The 15,287-nt window shown below is 61.0% G+C and carries 16 protein-coding genes; 7 read left to right on the forward strand and 9 right to left on the reverse strand.

Going from position 1 to position 15,287, the window contains the following annotated elements:
* Positions 1–106: 106 nt before the first annotated feature.
* Positions 107–1,063 (reverse strand): RluA family pseudouridine synthase, encoded by a 957-nt coding sequence (locus tag ACZM22_RS08130; protein ID WP_489543703.1) that lies wholly within the window; start codon positions 1,061–1,063, stop codon positions 107–109.
* A gap of 131 nt (positions 1,064–1,194) precedes the next feature.
* Here ACZM22_RS08130 and ACZM22_RS08135 point away from each other — a divergent pair, with 131 nt between their 5' ends.
* The 6 genes from ACZM22_RS08135 to ACZM22_RS08160 all read left to right on the forward strand — a co-directional run bounded on the left by ACZM22_RS08135 (position 1,195) and on the right by ACZM22_RS08160 (position 6,487).
* On the forward strand, positions 1,195–1,695 hold the full coding sequence (locus ACZM22_RS08135; RefSeq protein ID WP_483268521.1) for a YceD family protein: 501 nt from the start codon (positions 1,195–1,197) through the stop codon (positions 1,693–1,695).
* 49 nt (positions 1,696–1,744) lie between these two features.
* On the forward strand, positions 1,745–1,942 hold the full coding sequence (gene rpmF, locus ACZM22_RS08140; protein WP_482681649.1) for a 50S ribosomal protein L32: 198 nt from the start codon (positions 1,745–1,747) through the stop codon (positions 1,940–1,942).
* 294 nt (positions 1,943–2,236) lie between these two features.
* Positions 2,237–3,550 carry a DUF512 domain-containing protein gene (locus ACZM22_RS08145; RefSeq protein ID WP_489543704.1) on the forward strand — a complete coding sequence of 438 codons (1,314 nt, stop codon included), beginning with the start codon at positions 2,237–2,239 and terminating at the stop codon, positions 3,548–3,550.
* Between the two features lie 16 nt (positions 3,551–3,566).
* Positions 3,567–4,895 carry a ribosome biogenesis GTPase Der gene (der, locus tag ACZM22_RS08150; RefSeq protein ID WP_484424629.1) on the forward strand — a complete coding sequence of 443 codons (1,329 nt, stop codon included), beginning with the start codon at positions 3,567–3,569 and terminating at the stop codon, positions 4,893–4,895.
* The gene (locus ACZM22_RS08155) at positions 4,892–5,539 is read left to right on the forward strand and encodes a glycerol-3-phosphate acyltransferase (protein WP_489543705.1); all 648 of its coding nucleotides are present in this window, start codon (positions 4,892–4,894) and stop codon (positions 5,537–5,539) included. Before der ends, ACZM22_RS08155 begins: the two co-directional genes overlap by 4 nt.
* A gap of 33 nt (positions 5,540–5,572) precedes the next feature.
* A complete protein-coding gene (locus ACZM22_RS08160; RefSeq protein ID WP_489543706.1) occupies positions 5,573–6,487 on the forward strand; it encodes a DMT family transporter in 915 nt (304 codons plus the stop codon).
* Positions 6,488–6,533: 46 nt separating this feature from the next.
* Here ACZM22_RS08160 and ACZM22_RS08165 read toward each other — a convergent pair whose 3' ends face one another.
* Positions 6,534–6,713, reverse strand: coding sequence for a hypothetical protein (locus ACZM22_RS08165; RefSeq protein ID WP_483268516.1), 180 nt, complete (start codon positions 6,711–6,713; stop codon positions 6,534–6,536).
* A gap of 101 nt (positions 6,714–6,814) precedes the next feature.
* Between ACZM22_RS08165 and ACZM22_RS08170 the strand changes: the two genes are divergently transcribed.
* Positions 6,815–7,057 (forward strand): helix-turn-helix domain-containing protein, encoded by a 243-nt coding sequence (locus ACZM22_RS08170; RefSeq protein WP_419518122.1) that lies wholly within the window; start codon positions 6,815–6,817, stop codon positions 7,055–7,057.
* A gap of 51 nt (positions 7,058–7,108) precedes the next feature.
* On the opposite strand, the gene yihA is transcribed toward ACZM22_RS08170, so the two are convergent.
* The 7 genes from yihA to ACZM22_RS08205 form a co-directional block, all read right to left on the reverse strand.
* A complete protein-coding gene (gene yihA / locus ACZM22_RS08175; RefSeq protein ID WP_419518124.1) occupies positions 7,109–7,702 on the reverse strand; it encodes a ribosome biogenesis GTP-binding protein YihA/YsxC in 594 nt (197 codons plus the stop codon).
* The gene (lon, locus tag ACZM22_RS08180; RefSeq protein WP_489543707.1) at positions 7,686–10,079 is read right to left on the reverse strand and encodes an endopeptidase La; all 2,394 of its coding nucleotides are present in this window, start codon (positions 10,077–10,079) and stop codon (positions 7,686–7,688) included. The genes yihA and lon overlap by 17 nt, the downstream gene beginning before the upstream one ends.
* A gap of 66 nt (positions 10,080–10,145) precedes the next feature.
* Complete coding sequence (gene clpX, locus ACZM22_RS08185; protein WP_489543708.1) at positions 10,146–11,441, reverse strand: ATP-dependent Clp protease ATP-binding subunit ClpX; 1,296 nt, start codon at positions 11,439–11,441, stop codon at positions 10,146–10,148.
* Positions 11,442–11,447: 6 nt separating this feature from the next.
* A complete protein-coding gene (clpP, locus tag ACZM22_RS08190) occupies positions 11,448–12,029 on the reverse strand; it encodes an ATP-dependent Clp endopeptidase proteolytic subunit ClpP (protein WP_419518129.1) in 582 nt (193 codons plus the stop codon).
* A 72-nt stretch (positions 12,030–12,101) separates the two neighbouring features.
* Complete coding sequence (tig, locus tag ACZM22_RS08195; protein WP_484424624.1) at positions 12,102–13,490, reverse strand: trigger factor; 1,389 nt, start codon at positions 13,488–13,490, stop codon at positions 12,102–12,104.
* Positions 13,491–13,590: 100 nt separating this feature from the next.
* On the reverse strand, positions 13,591–14,280 hold the full coding sequence (locus ACZM22_RS08200; RefSeq protein WP_489543709.1) for a metallophosphoesterase: 690 nt from the start codon (positions 14,278–14,280) through the stop codon (positions 13,591–13,593).
* Between the two features lie 28 nt (positions 14,281–14,308).
* Complete coding sequence (locus ACZM22_RS08205) at positions 14,309–15,283, reverse strand: dipeptidase (protein WP_484424623.1); 975 nt, start codon at positions 15,281–15,283, stop codon at positions 14,309–14,311.
* Positions 15,284–15,287 lie beyond the last annotated feature (4 nt).

Genomic DNA, 15,287 nt, shown 5'->3' on the forward strand with positions numbered 1-15,287 from the left:
GAAAGCAGGTACAATATATATGGTATCCCCCCAAAAGTCAATGCCTTTTCCCGCTTTTCCCAAAAAAAATCGCGCGGGGCTGCGTCAGCAGCCCCGCACGACGTTTTCAGCCGAAATATTTTGCCCGGAACGGCACGTTTTCCACCGTGAAAGTCCTGCCCCGCAGGTAGTTCAGGATCCCCGCGTCCGTGGGCAGGTCGAAGGTCAGCTCATAGGCATACAGCGCCTGCCGCGTCTCCCCGTACCGGCGGTTGACGTCGCCCCGTCCGTACTTACCGTCCCCCAGCAGCGGACAGCCCAGATCGGCAAAGGACGCCCGGATCTGGTGAGTACGCCCTGTCTCCAGTCCCACCTCCACCAGAGACAGCTCGCCCCGTGTCTCCAGCGTGCGGTAGTCCGTGACAGCGGTCTTGCCCCCCGGCACCGGTCTGTGGTACACCGCCACCTGCTTTTTCTGCTCGTCCTTCAGAAGGAAGCACTCGATCCTGCCCTCCGGCGGCTTGGGCCGTCCCACGGTAATGCACAGATATCGCTTGTCGATCTCCCGCAGCCGGATCTTCTCGTTGATGATCCGCAGCGTCTCGGCGTTCTTGGCGGCGATGACCATGCCTCCTGTGTTGCGATCGATGCGGTTGCACAGCGCGGGAGCGAAGGCGTTCTCCCAGCGGGGGTTCCACTCCCGCTTCTGATAGAGGTACGCCTGGATGTGGTTGATGAGGGTGTTCACCTTCTCCGTCTCGTCGGCGTGGACCACCAGCCCCGGCCGCTTGTTGACCAGCAGCAGGTTCTCGTCCTCGTACACCACGTCCACCTGGGGCTTGAACAGCGTCAGGAACAGATTCTCCTCCGACGGCTTGTCAAAGAACTCGTCATTGATGTATAATTGCACCACATCGCCCTGGGCCAGCCGCTGGTCCCGCTGGGCCCGTGCGCCGTTGACCTTGATGCGCTTGATGCGTATGTACTTCTGCATCAGCGCCGGCGGCAGCAGCGGCAGCGCCTTGGACACGAAGCGGTCCAGCCGTACTCCGGCGTCGTTTTTCCCGATGGTCAGCTCCCGCATGGGCGCACCTCCCTTGTGTTCTCCGTCCATTGTAACCGCTTTTGGAAAAAAGTCAAAATATTTGTGAGAAAATGTTTGACAAGGGATTTTGTGTCGGCTATAATACTACTCGTGTCATTGCGAGGTGTACTATGCGTCTGAACGTAAACAAGCTGCTGCATACCCCCGGCTCCCGGCAGGAGATCCATTTTGAGATGGACCTTTCCGATCTGGAGTTCGGTGGTACTTATCCTGTAACGCGACCGGTTGTTGTGGACGGCCAGCTGCGGAATCAGGCGGGTATGCTGCTGTGTGAGCTTCAGATCACCACCACGCTCCACTGCATCTGCGACCGATGCGCCCAGGCGTTCGATCAGGAGAAATCCACGGACTACGCCTGTGTGCTGGCCGAGGAGCGTCAGTCCGATGAGGATGACGACATCGTGCTGTTGGACGACGATGAGGTGGATGTGACGGAACTGGCGCGGGACGCCTTTATCCTCGATATGGACACGAAATTTCTCTGCTCTGAGGACTGCAAGGGACTATGTCCCGGCTGCGGTGCCGACCTGAACCGCGAGAGCTGCCGCTGCAAGAAGGCGGTGGATCCCCGGCTGGCCAAGCTGGCGCAGCTGTTGCAGAAGGACGAGTGAATCCATTATAAATTGCTGCTCAGGCAGTTAATACCAAGGAGGTGTCAACATGGCAGTCCCTAAGGGAAAAGTATCCAAGCAAAGACGCAATAAGAGACGTTCTTCCGTATGGAAGCTGGCAGCTCCCGCTCTGGTGGCATGCCCCAAGTGCGGTGCTCTGCATCTGCCTCACAGAATGTGCCCGGAGTGCGGTACCTACAACGGCCGCGAAGTCAAGGTCGTCAAGTCTGTGGCAGCGGACAAGTAAATTCTTATGTGTCCACGCAGGAGGGAAGCGCAGCTTCCCTCCTGCTTTTTTGCGCGTTTTGTCCCCCACGCCGCCCGTTTGATTTTCTTCCGCCCCGCAGGCGCGGAGCCCTTCCCTTCCGCAGGCCCGCTCCCCCACTTTCCCTCATGAGATGCATCGAAATCATGCGTTTTACAATCCGCTCGCCGCTGTTTATACTGGACACGATAAATAGCTTGCGTCCTGCCATAAAAGCGGCTATAATGAAATGGTTATCATGTGGGCGTATGCCCTTTTACGAGAGAGGACGCATCTATGAGCACCATCATCACCGCCATCGACCGGCACAGCCCTGCGGAAAAAGCCGGTATACAGGTGGGCGAACAGCTTCTGACCATCAACGGCCATACCATCGTGGATGTGCTGGATTACCGGTTCTACGGCTACGACCCCCTGTCCCGCGTGGAATTGAAAACTGCGTCGGGCGATGTGCGTACCGTCACCATCCGCAAGGCGGAGGGGCAGGATCTGGGCCTGAACTTCGACACCTATCTGATGGATGAGATGCGCTCCTGCGCCAACCACTGCATCTTCTGCTTCGTGGACCAGATGCCCCCCGGCATGCGCTCCACGCTGTACTTCAAGGACGACGATGCACGGCTCAGCTTCCTGCTGGGCAACTACATCACCCTGACCAACCTGACGGAGCGGGAGGCCCAGCGCATCATTGACCTGCACATCAGCCCCATCAACGTCTCCGTCCACACCACCGACCCCCAGCTCCACTGCACCATGCTGGGCAACAAGAACGCAGAACGCTCTCTGGACTACATTCAGGCCTTCTGCAAGGCGGGCATCGTCATGAACGGCCAGATCGTCATCTGCCCGGGCTGGAACGACGGCGACCAGCTGCGCCGCACTCTGCGTGACCTGACGGAGTGGCAGTTTTCCAGCTGCTCGCTGGTGCCGGTGGGCATCACCAAGTACCGGCAGGGTCTTGCGAAGCTGCGCCCCGTCAGCGCCGAGGATGCACGGGACATCATCGCCATCGCCGAGGAGTTCGGACAGGAGAACCTGCGGCGCTTCGGCACACGGCGCTTCTTCTGCGCCGACGAGCTGTACCTGCGGGCGGGGCTGCCGCTGCCGCAGGAGGACTATTACGAGGGCTACCGCCAGCTGGAAAACGGCGTAGGCATGCTGCGCTCCTTGGAGCAGGACTTCCTCTCCGCCATGCGTCTGGAGGATCCCGCCGCCGCGCCGCCCCCCTTCACCATCGCCACCGGCACCGCCGCCGCGCCGTTCCTGCGGGGACTGCTGGAGCAGGCCAAGGCGTATTTTCCCCGTCTGGAGGGGCAGGTCATCGCGGTGGAAAACGATTTCTTCGGTCACACCATCGACGTGGCCGGTCTGCTGACAGGGCAGGACCTGTCGGCGCAGCTGCAAAGGGTCCCGTCCCTGGGGCGGGTGCTGCTGCCGCTGCATATGCTGCGCCACGGCGAAACGGTGTTTCTGGACGACTATACCGTGGCGCGTCTGGCAGACGAGCTGGGCTGCCCCGTGCAGATCGTAGGCATCGACGGCGGCGACCTGCTGGACGCCATGCTGGACGCCTCCAGCACCGTCAGTTGAAAAGGAGGGTAAACTTATGGCAAAACCTTTGATCGCCATTGTGGGCCGCCCCAACGTGGGCAAGTCCATGCTGTTCAATAAGCTCATCGGCAAGCGCCTGTCCATTGTGGAGGATACCCCCGGCGTCACCCGCGACCGTATCTACGGCGAGAGCGAGTGGGCCGGCCGGAAGTTCCGTCTGGTGGACACCGGCGGCATCGAGCCCAACACCGACAACCAGATCCTCGCCTTCATGCGGGAGCAGGCGCAGATCGCCATCGACAACGCCGATGTCATCATCTTCGTCACGGACATCAAGACCGGCCTCACCGCCTCGGACCAGGAGGTGGCCGGCATGCTCCAGCGCAGCCGCAAGCCCATCGTGCTGGCAGTGAACAAGATGGACGCCACCGGCACCATCGACCCGGATTTCTACGAGTTCTACAATCTCGGTCTGGGCGACCCCATCGCCATCTCCGCCGTCCACGGCCATGGCACCGGCGACCTGCTGGACGCCTGCTTCCAGTACCTGCCGCCGGACGACGGCGAGGAGGAGGACTCCGACGTGGTGCAGGTGGCCATCATCGGCAAGCCCAACGTAGGTAAGTCCAGCCTCACCAACAAAATTCTGGGCGAGCAGCGGGTCATCGTCAGCAACGTGGCCGGCACCACCCGTGACGCCATCGACAGCTACTTTGAGAACTCCTACGGCAAATATAACTTCATCGATACCGCCGGCATGCGGAAAAAGTCCAAGGTGGACGACAGCATCGAGAAGTACAGCGTCCTCCGCGCCACCATGGCCATCGAGCGCAGCGACGTGTGCCTGATCCTTATCGACGCGCAGGAGGGCGTGACGGAGCAGGACACCAAGGTAGCGGGTCTGGCCCACGACGCCGGCAAGGCCTGCATCATCGTGGTGAACAAGTGGGATCTCATCGAGAAGGACGGCAAGACCATGGACCGCATGCGGGAGGACATCCGCCGCGACCTGAGCTATATGCCCTACGCCCCCATCCTGTTCATCTCCGCTCTGACGGGCCAGCGGGTAAACCGCCTGTTCGAGCTGATCAACTATGTCAATGATCAGGCCGCCGTGCGCATCACCACCGGTATGCTCAACAGCGTGCTGGCCGACGCCCAGACCCGCGTGCAGCCGCCCACGGATAAGGGCCGACGCCTGAAGATCTACTACATGACACAGGTGGGCGTCAAGCCGCCCCACTTCGTGATCTTCTGCAACGACAAAAAGCTGTTCCACTTCTCCTACCAGCGCTATCTGGAGAATCAGATCCGCAGCGTGTTCGGTCTGGAGGGCACCCCCATCACCATTACCATTCGCCAGAAAGGAGAGGATGACGGTTGACCTACCTCGTTTGGGCAGCGGTGTTCGCCATGTTCGTGGTGGTACTGCTGGGCTATTTTCTGGGCTGCCTCAACGGCTCCGTGCTGGTGAGCCACTTCATCATTCGCGATGACGTGCGGCAGCATGGCAGCGGCAACGCCGGCCTCACCAATTTCTACCGCACCTACGGCGCCAAGTACGCTCTGGGCGTCATCCTGCTGGACATGGGCAAGACCGTGGCGGCCTGCCTCATCGGCGGTGTCATCCTCAACTATCTGGCGGGCGACTGGACGCTGGGCGTCCTGCTGGGTGGGCTGGGCAGCGAGCTGGGCCACATGTTCCCCGTGTTCTTCGGCTTCAAGGGCGGCAAGGGCATCCTGTCCGGCGCCGTGCTGGTGTGGCTGCTGAACTGGCGGGTGGCGCTGATCGCCTGGGGCCTGTTCGCCCTGCTGTGGCTGACCACGAGATACGTCTCCCTGGGCTCCATCACCGCCGCCGTCAGCATGCCGGTGTCCACCTGGTTCCTCTGCGGCCACAATGGCCTGTACACGTCGCTGACCGTCATCATCGCCGCGCTGGTGCTGTGGTGCCACCGCGAGAATATCCAGCGCCTTCTGCGGGGCCAGGAGCGGAAGTTCCACTGGCACACCGGCCCCGAGAAATAACCATTTTTAGAGAGAGAGAAAGGAAACTGACCCATGAAATACAATCAGATGCGTCAGGTAGTGTTCCCGATCCTTGCCGCGTTCATTTGGGGCACCGCCTTCGTGGCGCAGGACCTGTGCGCCGACTCCATCGGGGCCTTCGCCTTCAACGCCACCCGTTACTTTATCGCCGTGCTGGCCCTGCTGGTGGTCATTCTCATCAGCGACAAGGTGAAGAAAAACAAGCCCACCCTCACCGCTCAGGAGAAGAAAGCCGCCAACAAGCAGCTGTGGCTGGGCGGCCTGTGCTGCGGTGCGGCGCTGGCCATTGCCTCCAACTTTCAGCAGGCGGGTCTGGTGGCCGGCACCGATGCCGGTAAGGCCGGCTTCATCACGGCGCTGTACGTGGTACTGGTCCCCGTGTTCGGTCTGTTCTTCAAGCGCAAGGTCAGCCTTCCCACCTGGATCGCCGTGGTGCTGTCCGTGGTGGCTCTGTACCTGCTGTGCATCAAGGGTGACTTCTCTCTGGCCCCCGGCGACCTGTTGGTCCTGGTGTGCGCGGTGTGCTTCGCCGTCCACATTCTGGTCATCGACCACTTCACCGCTTATTGCGACGGCGTGAAGCTCAGCTGTCTGCAATTCCTGTTCGCCGGCATCATCTCCACCATCTGCATGTTCATTTTTGAGGACGTGGACTTCGCCGCCATCCTCAGCTGCGCCCTGCCCCTGCTGTACGTGGGCATCTTCTCCTGCGGCGTGGGCTACACGCTTCAGATTTTGGCCCAGAAGGACTCCAACCCCACCGTTGTCACCATTCTGCTGAGTCTGGAGAGCGTGTTCGCCGTTATCGCCGGCGCCATCATCCTGAAGCAACAGATGACCGTGCGGGAGTACATTGGCTGCGCCATCATGTTCGCCGCTGTCATTCTGGCCCAGATCCAGTTCCCCACCAAGCAAAAAGCGGAATAATTACATACACAAAAAATACCTTGGACGTTTTCGTCCAAGGTATTTTTTATTCACCCTCACAGTCCAGCACACCGACGGTCGTTTCCATATAAATATCCTCGGCCGCTAACAAAGCCTTCTGCAGCTTATCTCGGCACCGCATGGCCAGCGGAATATCCGCCAGTTCATCTGCCGCATCACTTGCTGCAGCGCACAGGATGACGTACATTTTTTGATAGTCTGCCATATTCCCCCTCCTCATAGACTATGCATAGCCTAATAGTAGCATGCGTAGCCTATAATTGCAATCCTTTTCGGCTATTCTGAGGAAAAACACAGGAGGCCGTTATGACTACCACCGAAGCCGTCAGGGACCGCATCCTGCACCTCTGTGAGGAGCGCGGCCTGACTATCAACCGCCTTGCGACCATTTGCGCCCTGCCGCCGTCCAGTATCAAGAACATTCTCTACGGCAAAAGCCAGAACCCCAAGCTGCTGACCATCAAAATGCTCTGCGACGGTCTGGACATCACTCTCGGCGAATTTTTCTCCACGCCGGAGTTCGACGTACTGGAGCAGGAGCTCCAATAACCGGCAAAACCCCAGCGGTCTGCCTGTGGCAGACCGCTGGGGTTTTCATATTCACTTACCGCAGCCGTCTCCGATCGCCGCCAGCAGCTCCGCCTTGCCGATCCCCTTCTCCGCGGAAAACGGGATAAGCGCCGCGCCCTCGTCCAGCGACAGCGTCTCGCGGATGCGCGCCAGATTCGGCTCGATCTCGCTCTTTTTCAGCTTGTCCAGCTTGTTGGCCACCACGATGACGGGGCAGCCCGTGCCCTTGAACCAGTCGCACATGGTGACATCATCGGCGGTAGGCTTGTGCCGTGCGTCCACGATCAGCACGCCCAGCGTGATGAGGTCCGGCTCGGCAAAATAGCTCTCCATCAGCCGCCCCCACCGGTCCCGCTCCTCCTTGGACACCTTGGCGTAGCCATATCCCGGCAGGTCGGTAAAATAGATCTTCCCGTCGATATCGAAGTAGTTGATCTGGTTGGTCTTGCCCGGTGTTGCGCCCACGCGGGCGAAATTTTTCCGCCCCAGCAGCCGGTTGATGACGGAGGATTTTCCCACGTTGCTGCGTCCGGCGAACGTGACCTGCGGTTTTCCGTCGCGGATAAAGGTGCTTGCCTTTACAGCTGACAGCACGAACTCCGCCTTGTTAAAGTTGATCGCCACAGCGCACCTCCTGCCGTTCCAGTCCGGCCATGGCGGTGAGATGCTCCACCGCCGCCTCCTTTTTCGGCAGCGCCAGCGCATGGGCAAACACGGCGTCCACCGTCTCCGCCGTCACGAACCGCAGCGCCGCCCGCACGGTCTGGTCGATCTCCTCCAGATCTTTTTCGTTCTCCTTGGGGATGATGACCGTCCGGATACCGCTGCGCTTAGCCGCCATGGTTTTTTCCTTCAGGCCGCCGATGGGCAGCACGCGTCCCCGCAGTGTGACCTCACCGGTCATGGCCACATCGTGGCGTACCGGCCGCCCCGTCAGGGCGGACAGCATGGCCGTGGCGATGGCGATGCCCGCCGACGGCCCGTCCTTGGGCACCGCACCCTCGGGGAAGTGGACGTGGATGTCCTTGGTCTTGTAGAAATCCCTGGGGATACCCAGCTCCGCCGCGCGGCTGCGCAGGCAGGTGTAGGCCGCCTGCACGGACTCCTGCATCACCTTGCCCAGATTGCCGGTGAGCTCCAGCTTGCCGGAGCCCTCCATCACGCCGGCCTCCACCTCCAGCAGCTCGCCGCCTACCTCAGTCCAGGCCAGTCCATTGACCACACCGATCTGGTCCTGACGGCTCCGTGCGTTGTCCTGATAGTGGGGCACGCCCAGCAACTCCTGTAGATCCCTTGGTGTAATGTCAACTCGCTTTACATCCGTTTCCACCAGACGCATAGCGGCCTTACGGCACAGCTTGCCCAGCAGACGCTCCAGCGTCCGGACACCGGACTCCCGTGTGTAATCGGTGATGACCGCGCGGATGGCGTCGTCGCTGATGCGCAGCTGGCTTTTTTTCAGTCCATGCTCCTTCATCTGCTTGGGCAGCAGGTGGGTTCTGGCGATCTGCAGCTTCTCCTCGTCGGTATAGCTGGTGAGCTCGATGACCTCCATCCGGTCCAGCAGCGGGCGGGGAATGGTGGATGTGGTGTTGGCCGTGGTGATAAACATCACGCGGCTCAGATCCACCGGCACCTCCAGAAAATGGTCGCGGAACGAAGTGTTCTGTTCTCCGTCCAGCACCTCCAGCAGCGCCGATGCGGGGTCGCCCCGCATGTCGCTGCCCAACTTGTCGATCTCATCCAGCACCAGCAGCGGATTCATAGCCCCTGCGCGGCTGATGGCCTCGATGATGCGCCCCGGCATGGCTCCAATGTAGGTCTTGCGGTGACCGCGGATATCCGCCTCGTCCCGCACACCGCCCAGACTGAGCCGCGCCAGCTTCCGGTTCATAGCCTTGGCCACCGAGATGGCTACCGAGGTCTTGCCCACGCCCGGAGGGCCTACCAGACACAGGATCTTGCCCTTGGCGTCCGGATTCAGCTGCCGCACGGCGATGAACTCCAGAATGCGCTCTTTCACCTTCTCCAGACCGTAGTGATCCCGATCCAGCAGCTTTCGCGCCTGCTCCACATCCGCCCGTTCGCGGCTGAACCTGTTCCACGGCATCTCCAGACACACGTCCAGATAGTTCCGGATAACGGAGGCCTCCGCGCTGCCGAAGGGCTGCTTCGCCAGCCGTTCCACCTCTTTGGTCAGCCGCTTATGTACCTCCTCGGGCAGCTTGGCCCGCTGGATCTTCTCGGTGTACTCGGCGATCTCCTCGTCGCCGTCATCGCCCAGCTCATGCTGCAGCACCTTCACCTGCTCCCGCAGGATCATGTCCTTCTGCACCTGAGCCACCCGCTGGCGCACCTTCTGCTCCATCTGCATCTCCAGCGACAGCACGTCCACCTCGTGGGTCAGGATATCGTTGACGATCTGGAGCCGCCGGTTGGGCCGCAGCTCCTCCAGCGCCCGCTGCCTATCCTGATGGCGCAGGGTGATGTTCTGTGCGATGAGGTCCGCCAGCCGTCCCGTGTCGCGGCAGTCCAGCACCGCTGCGATAAAGTCGTCGCTGAGCTGCGGCGCCAGCTCCTTATACGCGCCGAACAGCGCGTAGGTCCGCCGCAGCATGGCCTCCACCCGCGGCGTGATCTTGCCCGGGAACTCCTCCTCCAGCACCTCCACATTGGCCTGCAGGAACGGCTTTCCCTGCCACATCCGGTGCAGCCGCGCACGCTCCTCTCCCTCCACGATGACCCGCACGCTGTTCTCGGATGTCTTGATGATTTGCAGAATATGGCAGATCGTGCCAACACGGTACAGGTCCTCCTCGGTGGGATCTGCCACCGAAATTTCCTTCTGGGTCACGAGGAACAGCCTGCGGTCATTCTCCATGGCGTTGTCCAGGGCGTAGATGGAGATGTCCCGTTCTACATCGAAGGACAGCGTCTCGTTGGGAAAGGCCGTCAGGCCCCGCAGTGCCAGCACGGGTATGTTCATGGTAATGGGTTCCATAGGTACTCCTTTCTCACCGGAGCGAAAAAGAGGAGAAGCGTGTCGCCTCTCCTCTTTGCCGGTCCGTCAAGAGGCCGGTGCGGTCTGTTTTTCCGCAGCGCCGGTCTTGAGTTTTGCTTTGCGCGTCACCTTTTCGGGATCGCGCTCCACCACCGGCTCCGCGCCGTTGACGCAGTCCGCCGTGATGGTGACTTTTGTGATGGTGGGGTCGGACGGGATGTCATACATCACCTTGGTCAGCATTCCCTCCATCACCGCCCGCAGTCCACGGGCGCCGATATTCCGCTCGATGGCCTTATCGGCTACCGCCTCCAGCGCTCCCTGCTGGAACTCCAGCGCCACGCCGTCGTAAGCCAGCAGCGCCTTGTACTGCTTGACCAGCGCGTTCTTGGGCTCCGTCAGGATGCGCACCAGATCCTCTCTGGTCAGAGCCTCCAGCGGTGAGATCACCGGCAGACGACCCACCAGCTCGGGAATAATGCCGAACTTCAGCAGGTCATGAGGCTGCACCTGCTTGAGAAGCTCACTGGTGCTGGCCTTGTCTGCCTTGCTCTGCACCGTGTTCTCAAAGCCGATGCCCTGCTTTCCCACGCGCTTCTCCACGATCTTCTCCAGACCGTCGAAGGCGCCGCCGCAGATAAACAGGATATTGCTGGTATCGATCTGAATGAACTCCTGATGGGGGTGCTTCCGCCCGCCCTGAGGCGGTACGTTGGCCACAGTGCCCTCTAAGATCTTCAGCAGCGCCTGCTGCACGCCCTCGCCGGACACGTCTCGGGTAATGGAGGTGTTCTCGCTCTTGCGGGCGATCTTGTCGATCTCATCCACATAGATGATACCCCGCTCCGCCAGCTCCACATCGAAATCCGCCGCCTGCAGAAGCCGCAGCAGGATGTTCTCCACGTCGTCGCCCACATAGCCGGCCTCGGTCAGCGTGGTGGCGTCGGCGATGGCGAAGGGTACCTTCAGCACCCGCGCCAGCGTCTGGGCGAACAGCGTCTTACCGGAGCCCGTGGGGCCGATCATCAGAATGTTGCTCTTCTGCAGCTCCACATCCTCGTTGCCGCCGAAATAGATGCGCTTATAGTGGTTATACACCGACACGGACAGGGCGATCTTGGCCCCCTCCTGACCGATGACATACTGATCCAGCACCTCTTTGATCTGCTGCGGCGTGGGCAGATCCTCCACGCTCTCGAAGCCTTCGTCCATCGCCGCACTGTACCCATCGTCCAGAATGGACATGCACAGCTGCACGCATTCGTCGCAGATGCGCACGCCGGGGCCCTGGATCATGCGGTGTACCTGCCCCTCCGCCTTTCCGCAGAAGGAGCAGCGCAGCACCTTTTTTTCTTCCGCCATGCTTGTTTACCTCTTGTAAATGACCTTATCCACCAGGCCGTATTCCCTGGCCTCCTCGGCGATCATCCAGTGGTCGCGCTCAGAGTCGGCTTTCACCTGCTCCACCGGCTTGCCGGTATTCTCGGACAGGATCTTGTTCAGCCTCTGCTTGATCTTCAGGAAGTGCTCCACATCGATCTCCATGTCCGTCACCTTGCCCTGCGTACCTGCGGAGGGCTGATGGATCATGATCTCGGCATTGGGCAGCGCGATGCGCTTGCCCCTGGTGCCGGAGGACAGCAGGAAGGCGCCCATGCTGGCGGCCATGCCGATGCAGATGGTGGACACATCGCACTTGATATACTGCATGGTATCGTAGATAGCCATGCCCGCGGTCACGCTGCCGCCGGGGCTGTTGATGTACATCTGGATGTCCTTATCGGGATCCTGCGCCTCCAGATACAGCAGCTGCGCCACGACCAGGCTGGCGGTGGTATCGTTCACTTCTTCGCCCAGGAATACGATACGGTCGTTGAGCAGACGGGAAAAAATGTCGTAGGACCGCTCGCCGCGGTTGGTCTGCTCCACAACATAGGGAACTAAGCTCATAAAATAAACCTCCTGTAAAAGATAGCTACCAGATTATACCCACCCGCATATGATTTTCAAAAGCGCTCTCTCTTATTCTGCGTCTTTTTCCGCGTCCTTCTTAGCGGGCTTCTTGGCAGGAGCCTTCTTGGCAGCCTTCTTCTCCACGACCTCGCCCTCGGCCTCCAGCTCGGCCTTCTCCTCGGCGGGAGCCACAGCCACGGCGCTGTCCGCCACCAGCTTCACGACCTTCTCGCGGATGACCTGCTCCTTCACATCCTCGGGACGCAGGTACTTCTTCACGGTGTCCAGATCCATGCCGTATTTCTCGGCCACGGACTTCATCTCGCTCTCCACGTCCTCGTCGGAGGCCTCCAGGCCCTCGGCCTTGATGATGGCTTCCACTGCCAGATCCATCTTCACCTGATCGGCAGCGGGACCCTGCGCCTGCTTGCGGAAGTCGGCCTCGGCGGTGTTGGTCATCTTCAGATACTGGTCAAAGGGGATGCCCTGAGAGGCCAGCTGCTGCTTGAACTGCTCCATCATACGCTCGGCCTGCAGCTCCACCATCTCCTCGGGGATGTCGGCCTCGATGCCCTCGGCCACCTTGGCCATCAGCACGTCCTCGAAGGCGCGCTGGGCGGACTCGGTACGCTCGGCGGTCAGCTTCTTCTTGATGTCGGCCTTCAGATCCTTCAGGGTGTCGAACTCGGACACATCCTTGGCGAACTCGTCGTCAATGGCCGGGACCTGCTTCTCCTTGACCTCGTTGACCTTCACATGGAAGACCACGGGCTTGCCGGCCAGCTCGGGGGTATAGTTCTCGGGGAAGGTGATGTCGATGTCCTTCTCCTCGCCGGCCTTCATGCCGATGAGCTGATCCTCAAAGCCCGGCACGAAGCTGCCGGAGCCGATCTCCAGATCGAAATTCTCACCCTTGCCGCCGTCGAAGGCCACGCCGTTGTCGAAGCCCTCGAAGTCGATGTCGGCGGTGTCGCCCTTCTTCACGGCGCGCTCCACGGACACCAGACGGCTGTTGCGGTCGGCCATCTCCTTCAGGCGGGCGTTGACGTCGGCGGCGACCACCTTGACCTCCGCCTTGGGGGCCTCCAGACCCTTGTACTGGCCCAGCTTCACCTCGGGATACACGGCCACGGTGCACTTGAATACCACGCCGTCCTTGGTGCAGGACTCCAGCTCCACCTGGGGATAACCCACCACTTCCAGCTCCTGCTCCTTCACGGCCGCCTCGTAGGCGTCGGGCAGGATGATATTGACAGCCTCCTCGTAGAAGACCTCAGCGCCGTACATCTTCTCGATGATCTTGCGGGGGGCCTTGCCGACACGGAAGCCGGGTACGTTGATCTTACCGCGCATCTTCAGATACGCCTTATTGACGGCGGCCTCGAACTCCTCGGCGCTCGTCTCGATGGTCAGAGCAACTCTGCTTTTCTCCAGTTTCTCACAGCTTTTCACAGTCATTTGTTTATTCCTCCGTTCCGCATCGGCCTGTTTTCATAGCAACACCAATGCAATATAGTATGATACCAGATAAGAATGGGAATTTCCACTGTTTTTTCTCTTATTCGCAAATTTTTTTAGGGACGAAGTCCAGCCGATCCCCTGCCACCAGTGAAAAATCCGTGCCGTAGTGCATCCCCTCCAGCGCCCGCTTGTGGCTGGCGCCGTGGAGATGGCCGTAAAAGCACCGCTTCACGCCGTAGCGCTGCAATAGCCGCAGGATCTCGGGACACTCGTAGCCCTGATACAGCGGCGGATAGTGCAGGAAGCACAGCTTCTCCCGATCCCCCGCCGCCTGCAGCGATGTCTCCAGCCGCCCCGCCTCACGGGCCAGCATCTTGCCGTTGTGGGTCCCCTCGCTGTCCAGCTCGTAGAACCAGCCCCGCGTACCGCACAGAGCCTTGTCCCCGTAGAACAGGCAGTTGTTGTGCAGGATCTCAAAGGAATCCAGCCCGTTCTCGTCAAAGAACCGCCGCATCTTGGCCACGGTGTTCCACCAGTAGTCGTGGTTCCCCTTCATCAATATCTTCTTTCCCGGCAGGGCGTGGATAAACCGGAAGTCCTCCAGCGACTCCTCCAGACTCATGCCCCAGCTCAGATCGCCGCACAGCACGGTAACGTCGTCCTCGTGCAGCGGTGCGAACCCCGCCCTGATCTTGTCCACATAGCCATGCCACTTCTCCCCGAAGATGTCCATGGGCTTGTCGCTGTTCAGCGACAGGTGCAGGTCCCCGATGGCATACAGCGCCATGGCGTCCCTCCTTTCTCCGGCCGCCGCTTCACAGCAGCCTGCGCAGATTGTTCCAGAATATGTCCTCCAGCAAGGCTTTCCCGTACCCCTGCTTCTCCAGCGCCTCGTACAGCTGCGGCACGTCCTCCGCGCCGTTCATCCCCGCCGCCAGCGCCTCACAGCCGTCCAGATCCCCGCCGATGCACAGGGTCTTTTCCCCATCCAGATGCAGGAAGTGCTCCACATGGGCCACCAGCGCGTCCATGGACGCGCCGCCCACAAAGCCGCGGTACAGGTTGAGTCCCACCACGCCGCCGGTGTCCCGTATGGCGCGGAACATGTCGTCCGTCAGGTTCCGCCGCTGGGAACACAGGGCCCTGGCGTTGGAGTGGGACGCCACGATGGGCCGTTCCGTCATGCGGTACAGCTCCCAGAACCCCGGGTCCGACAGATGGGACACGTCGGCGTAGATGCCCAGCCGCTCCATCTCGCGAATAAAGCCCCGGCCCTGGGCTGACAGGCCGCGATCCGGATCGTCGGCGCAGCTGCCGCTGAGGGCGTTGGCGTTGTTCCACACGGGGTTCACCAGCCGCACGCCCCACGCCGCCGCCTGACGCAGCTTCTCGGTGTCGCAGTCCAGCAGATCCGCGCCCTCCACGCTGAGGAATGCCGCCGTCCTGCCGCTCTCCGCCGCCGCATCCGCCTCCGCGCCGCTGCGGCACAGCACGGCCATGTCGCCGTTCTCCGCCAGCTCCCGCAAAAACCAGTCGTGCATCTCGCAGCAGCGCTGCCACGCCGTGCCCTCCGGCAGGCGCTTCACGTCGTCGTACAGGGCGAAGAACTGGCCACGTCTGGCAAAGCCCCTGTCCCGCAGCAGGTCCACGTGGCCGCAGTTCTGCCGCAGGCCGCCGCCGGTCTTGAAAAAGGCCCTCTGTTCCTGCTCCGTCTCACCGTAGTCGGCCACCGGCCCCGTCTCCATGCAGCGCCAGATGGTGTCGCAGTGGGCGTCGAAATATGATATCACCGTT

This window comes from Vescimonas sp. (genome assembly GCF_057856985.1).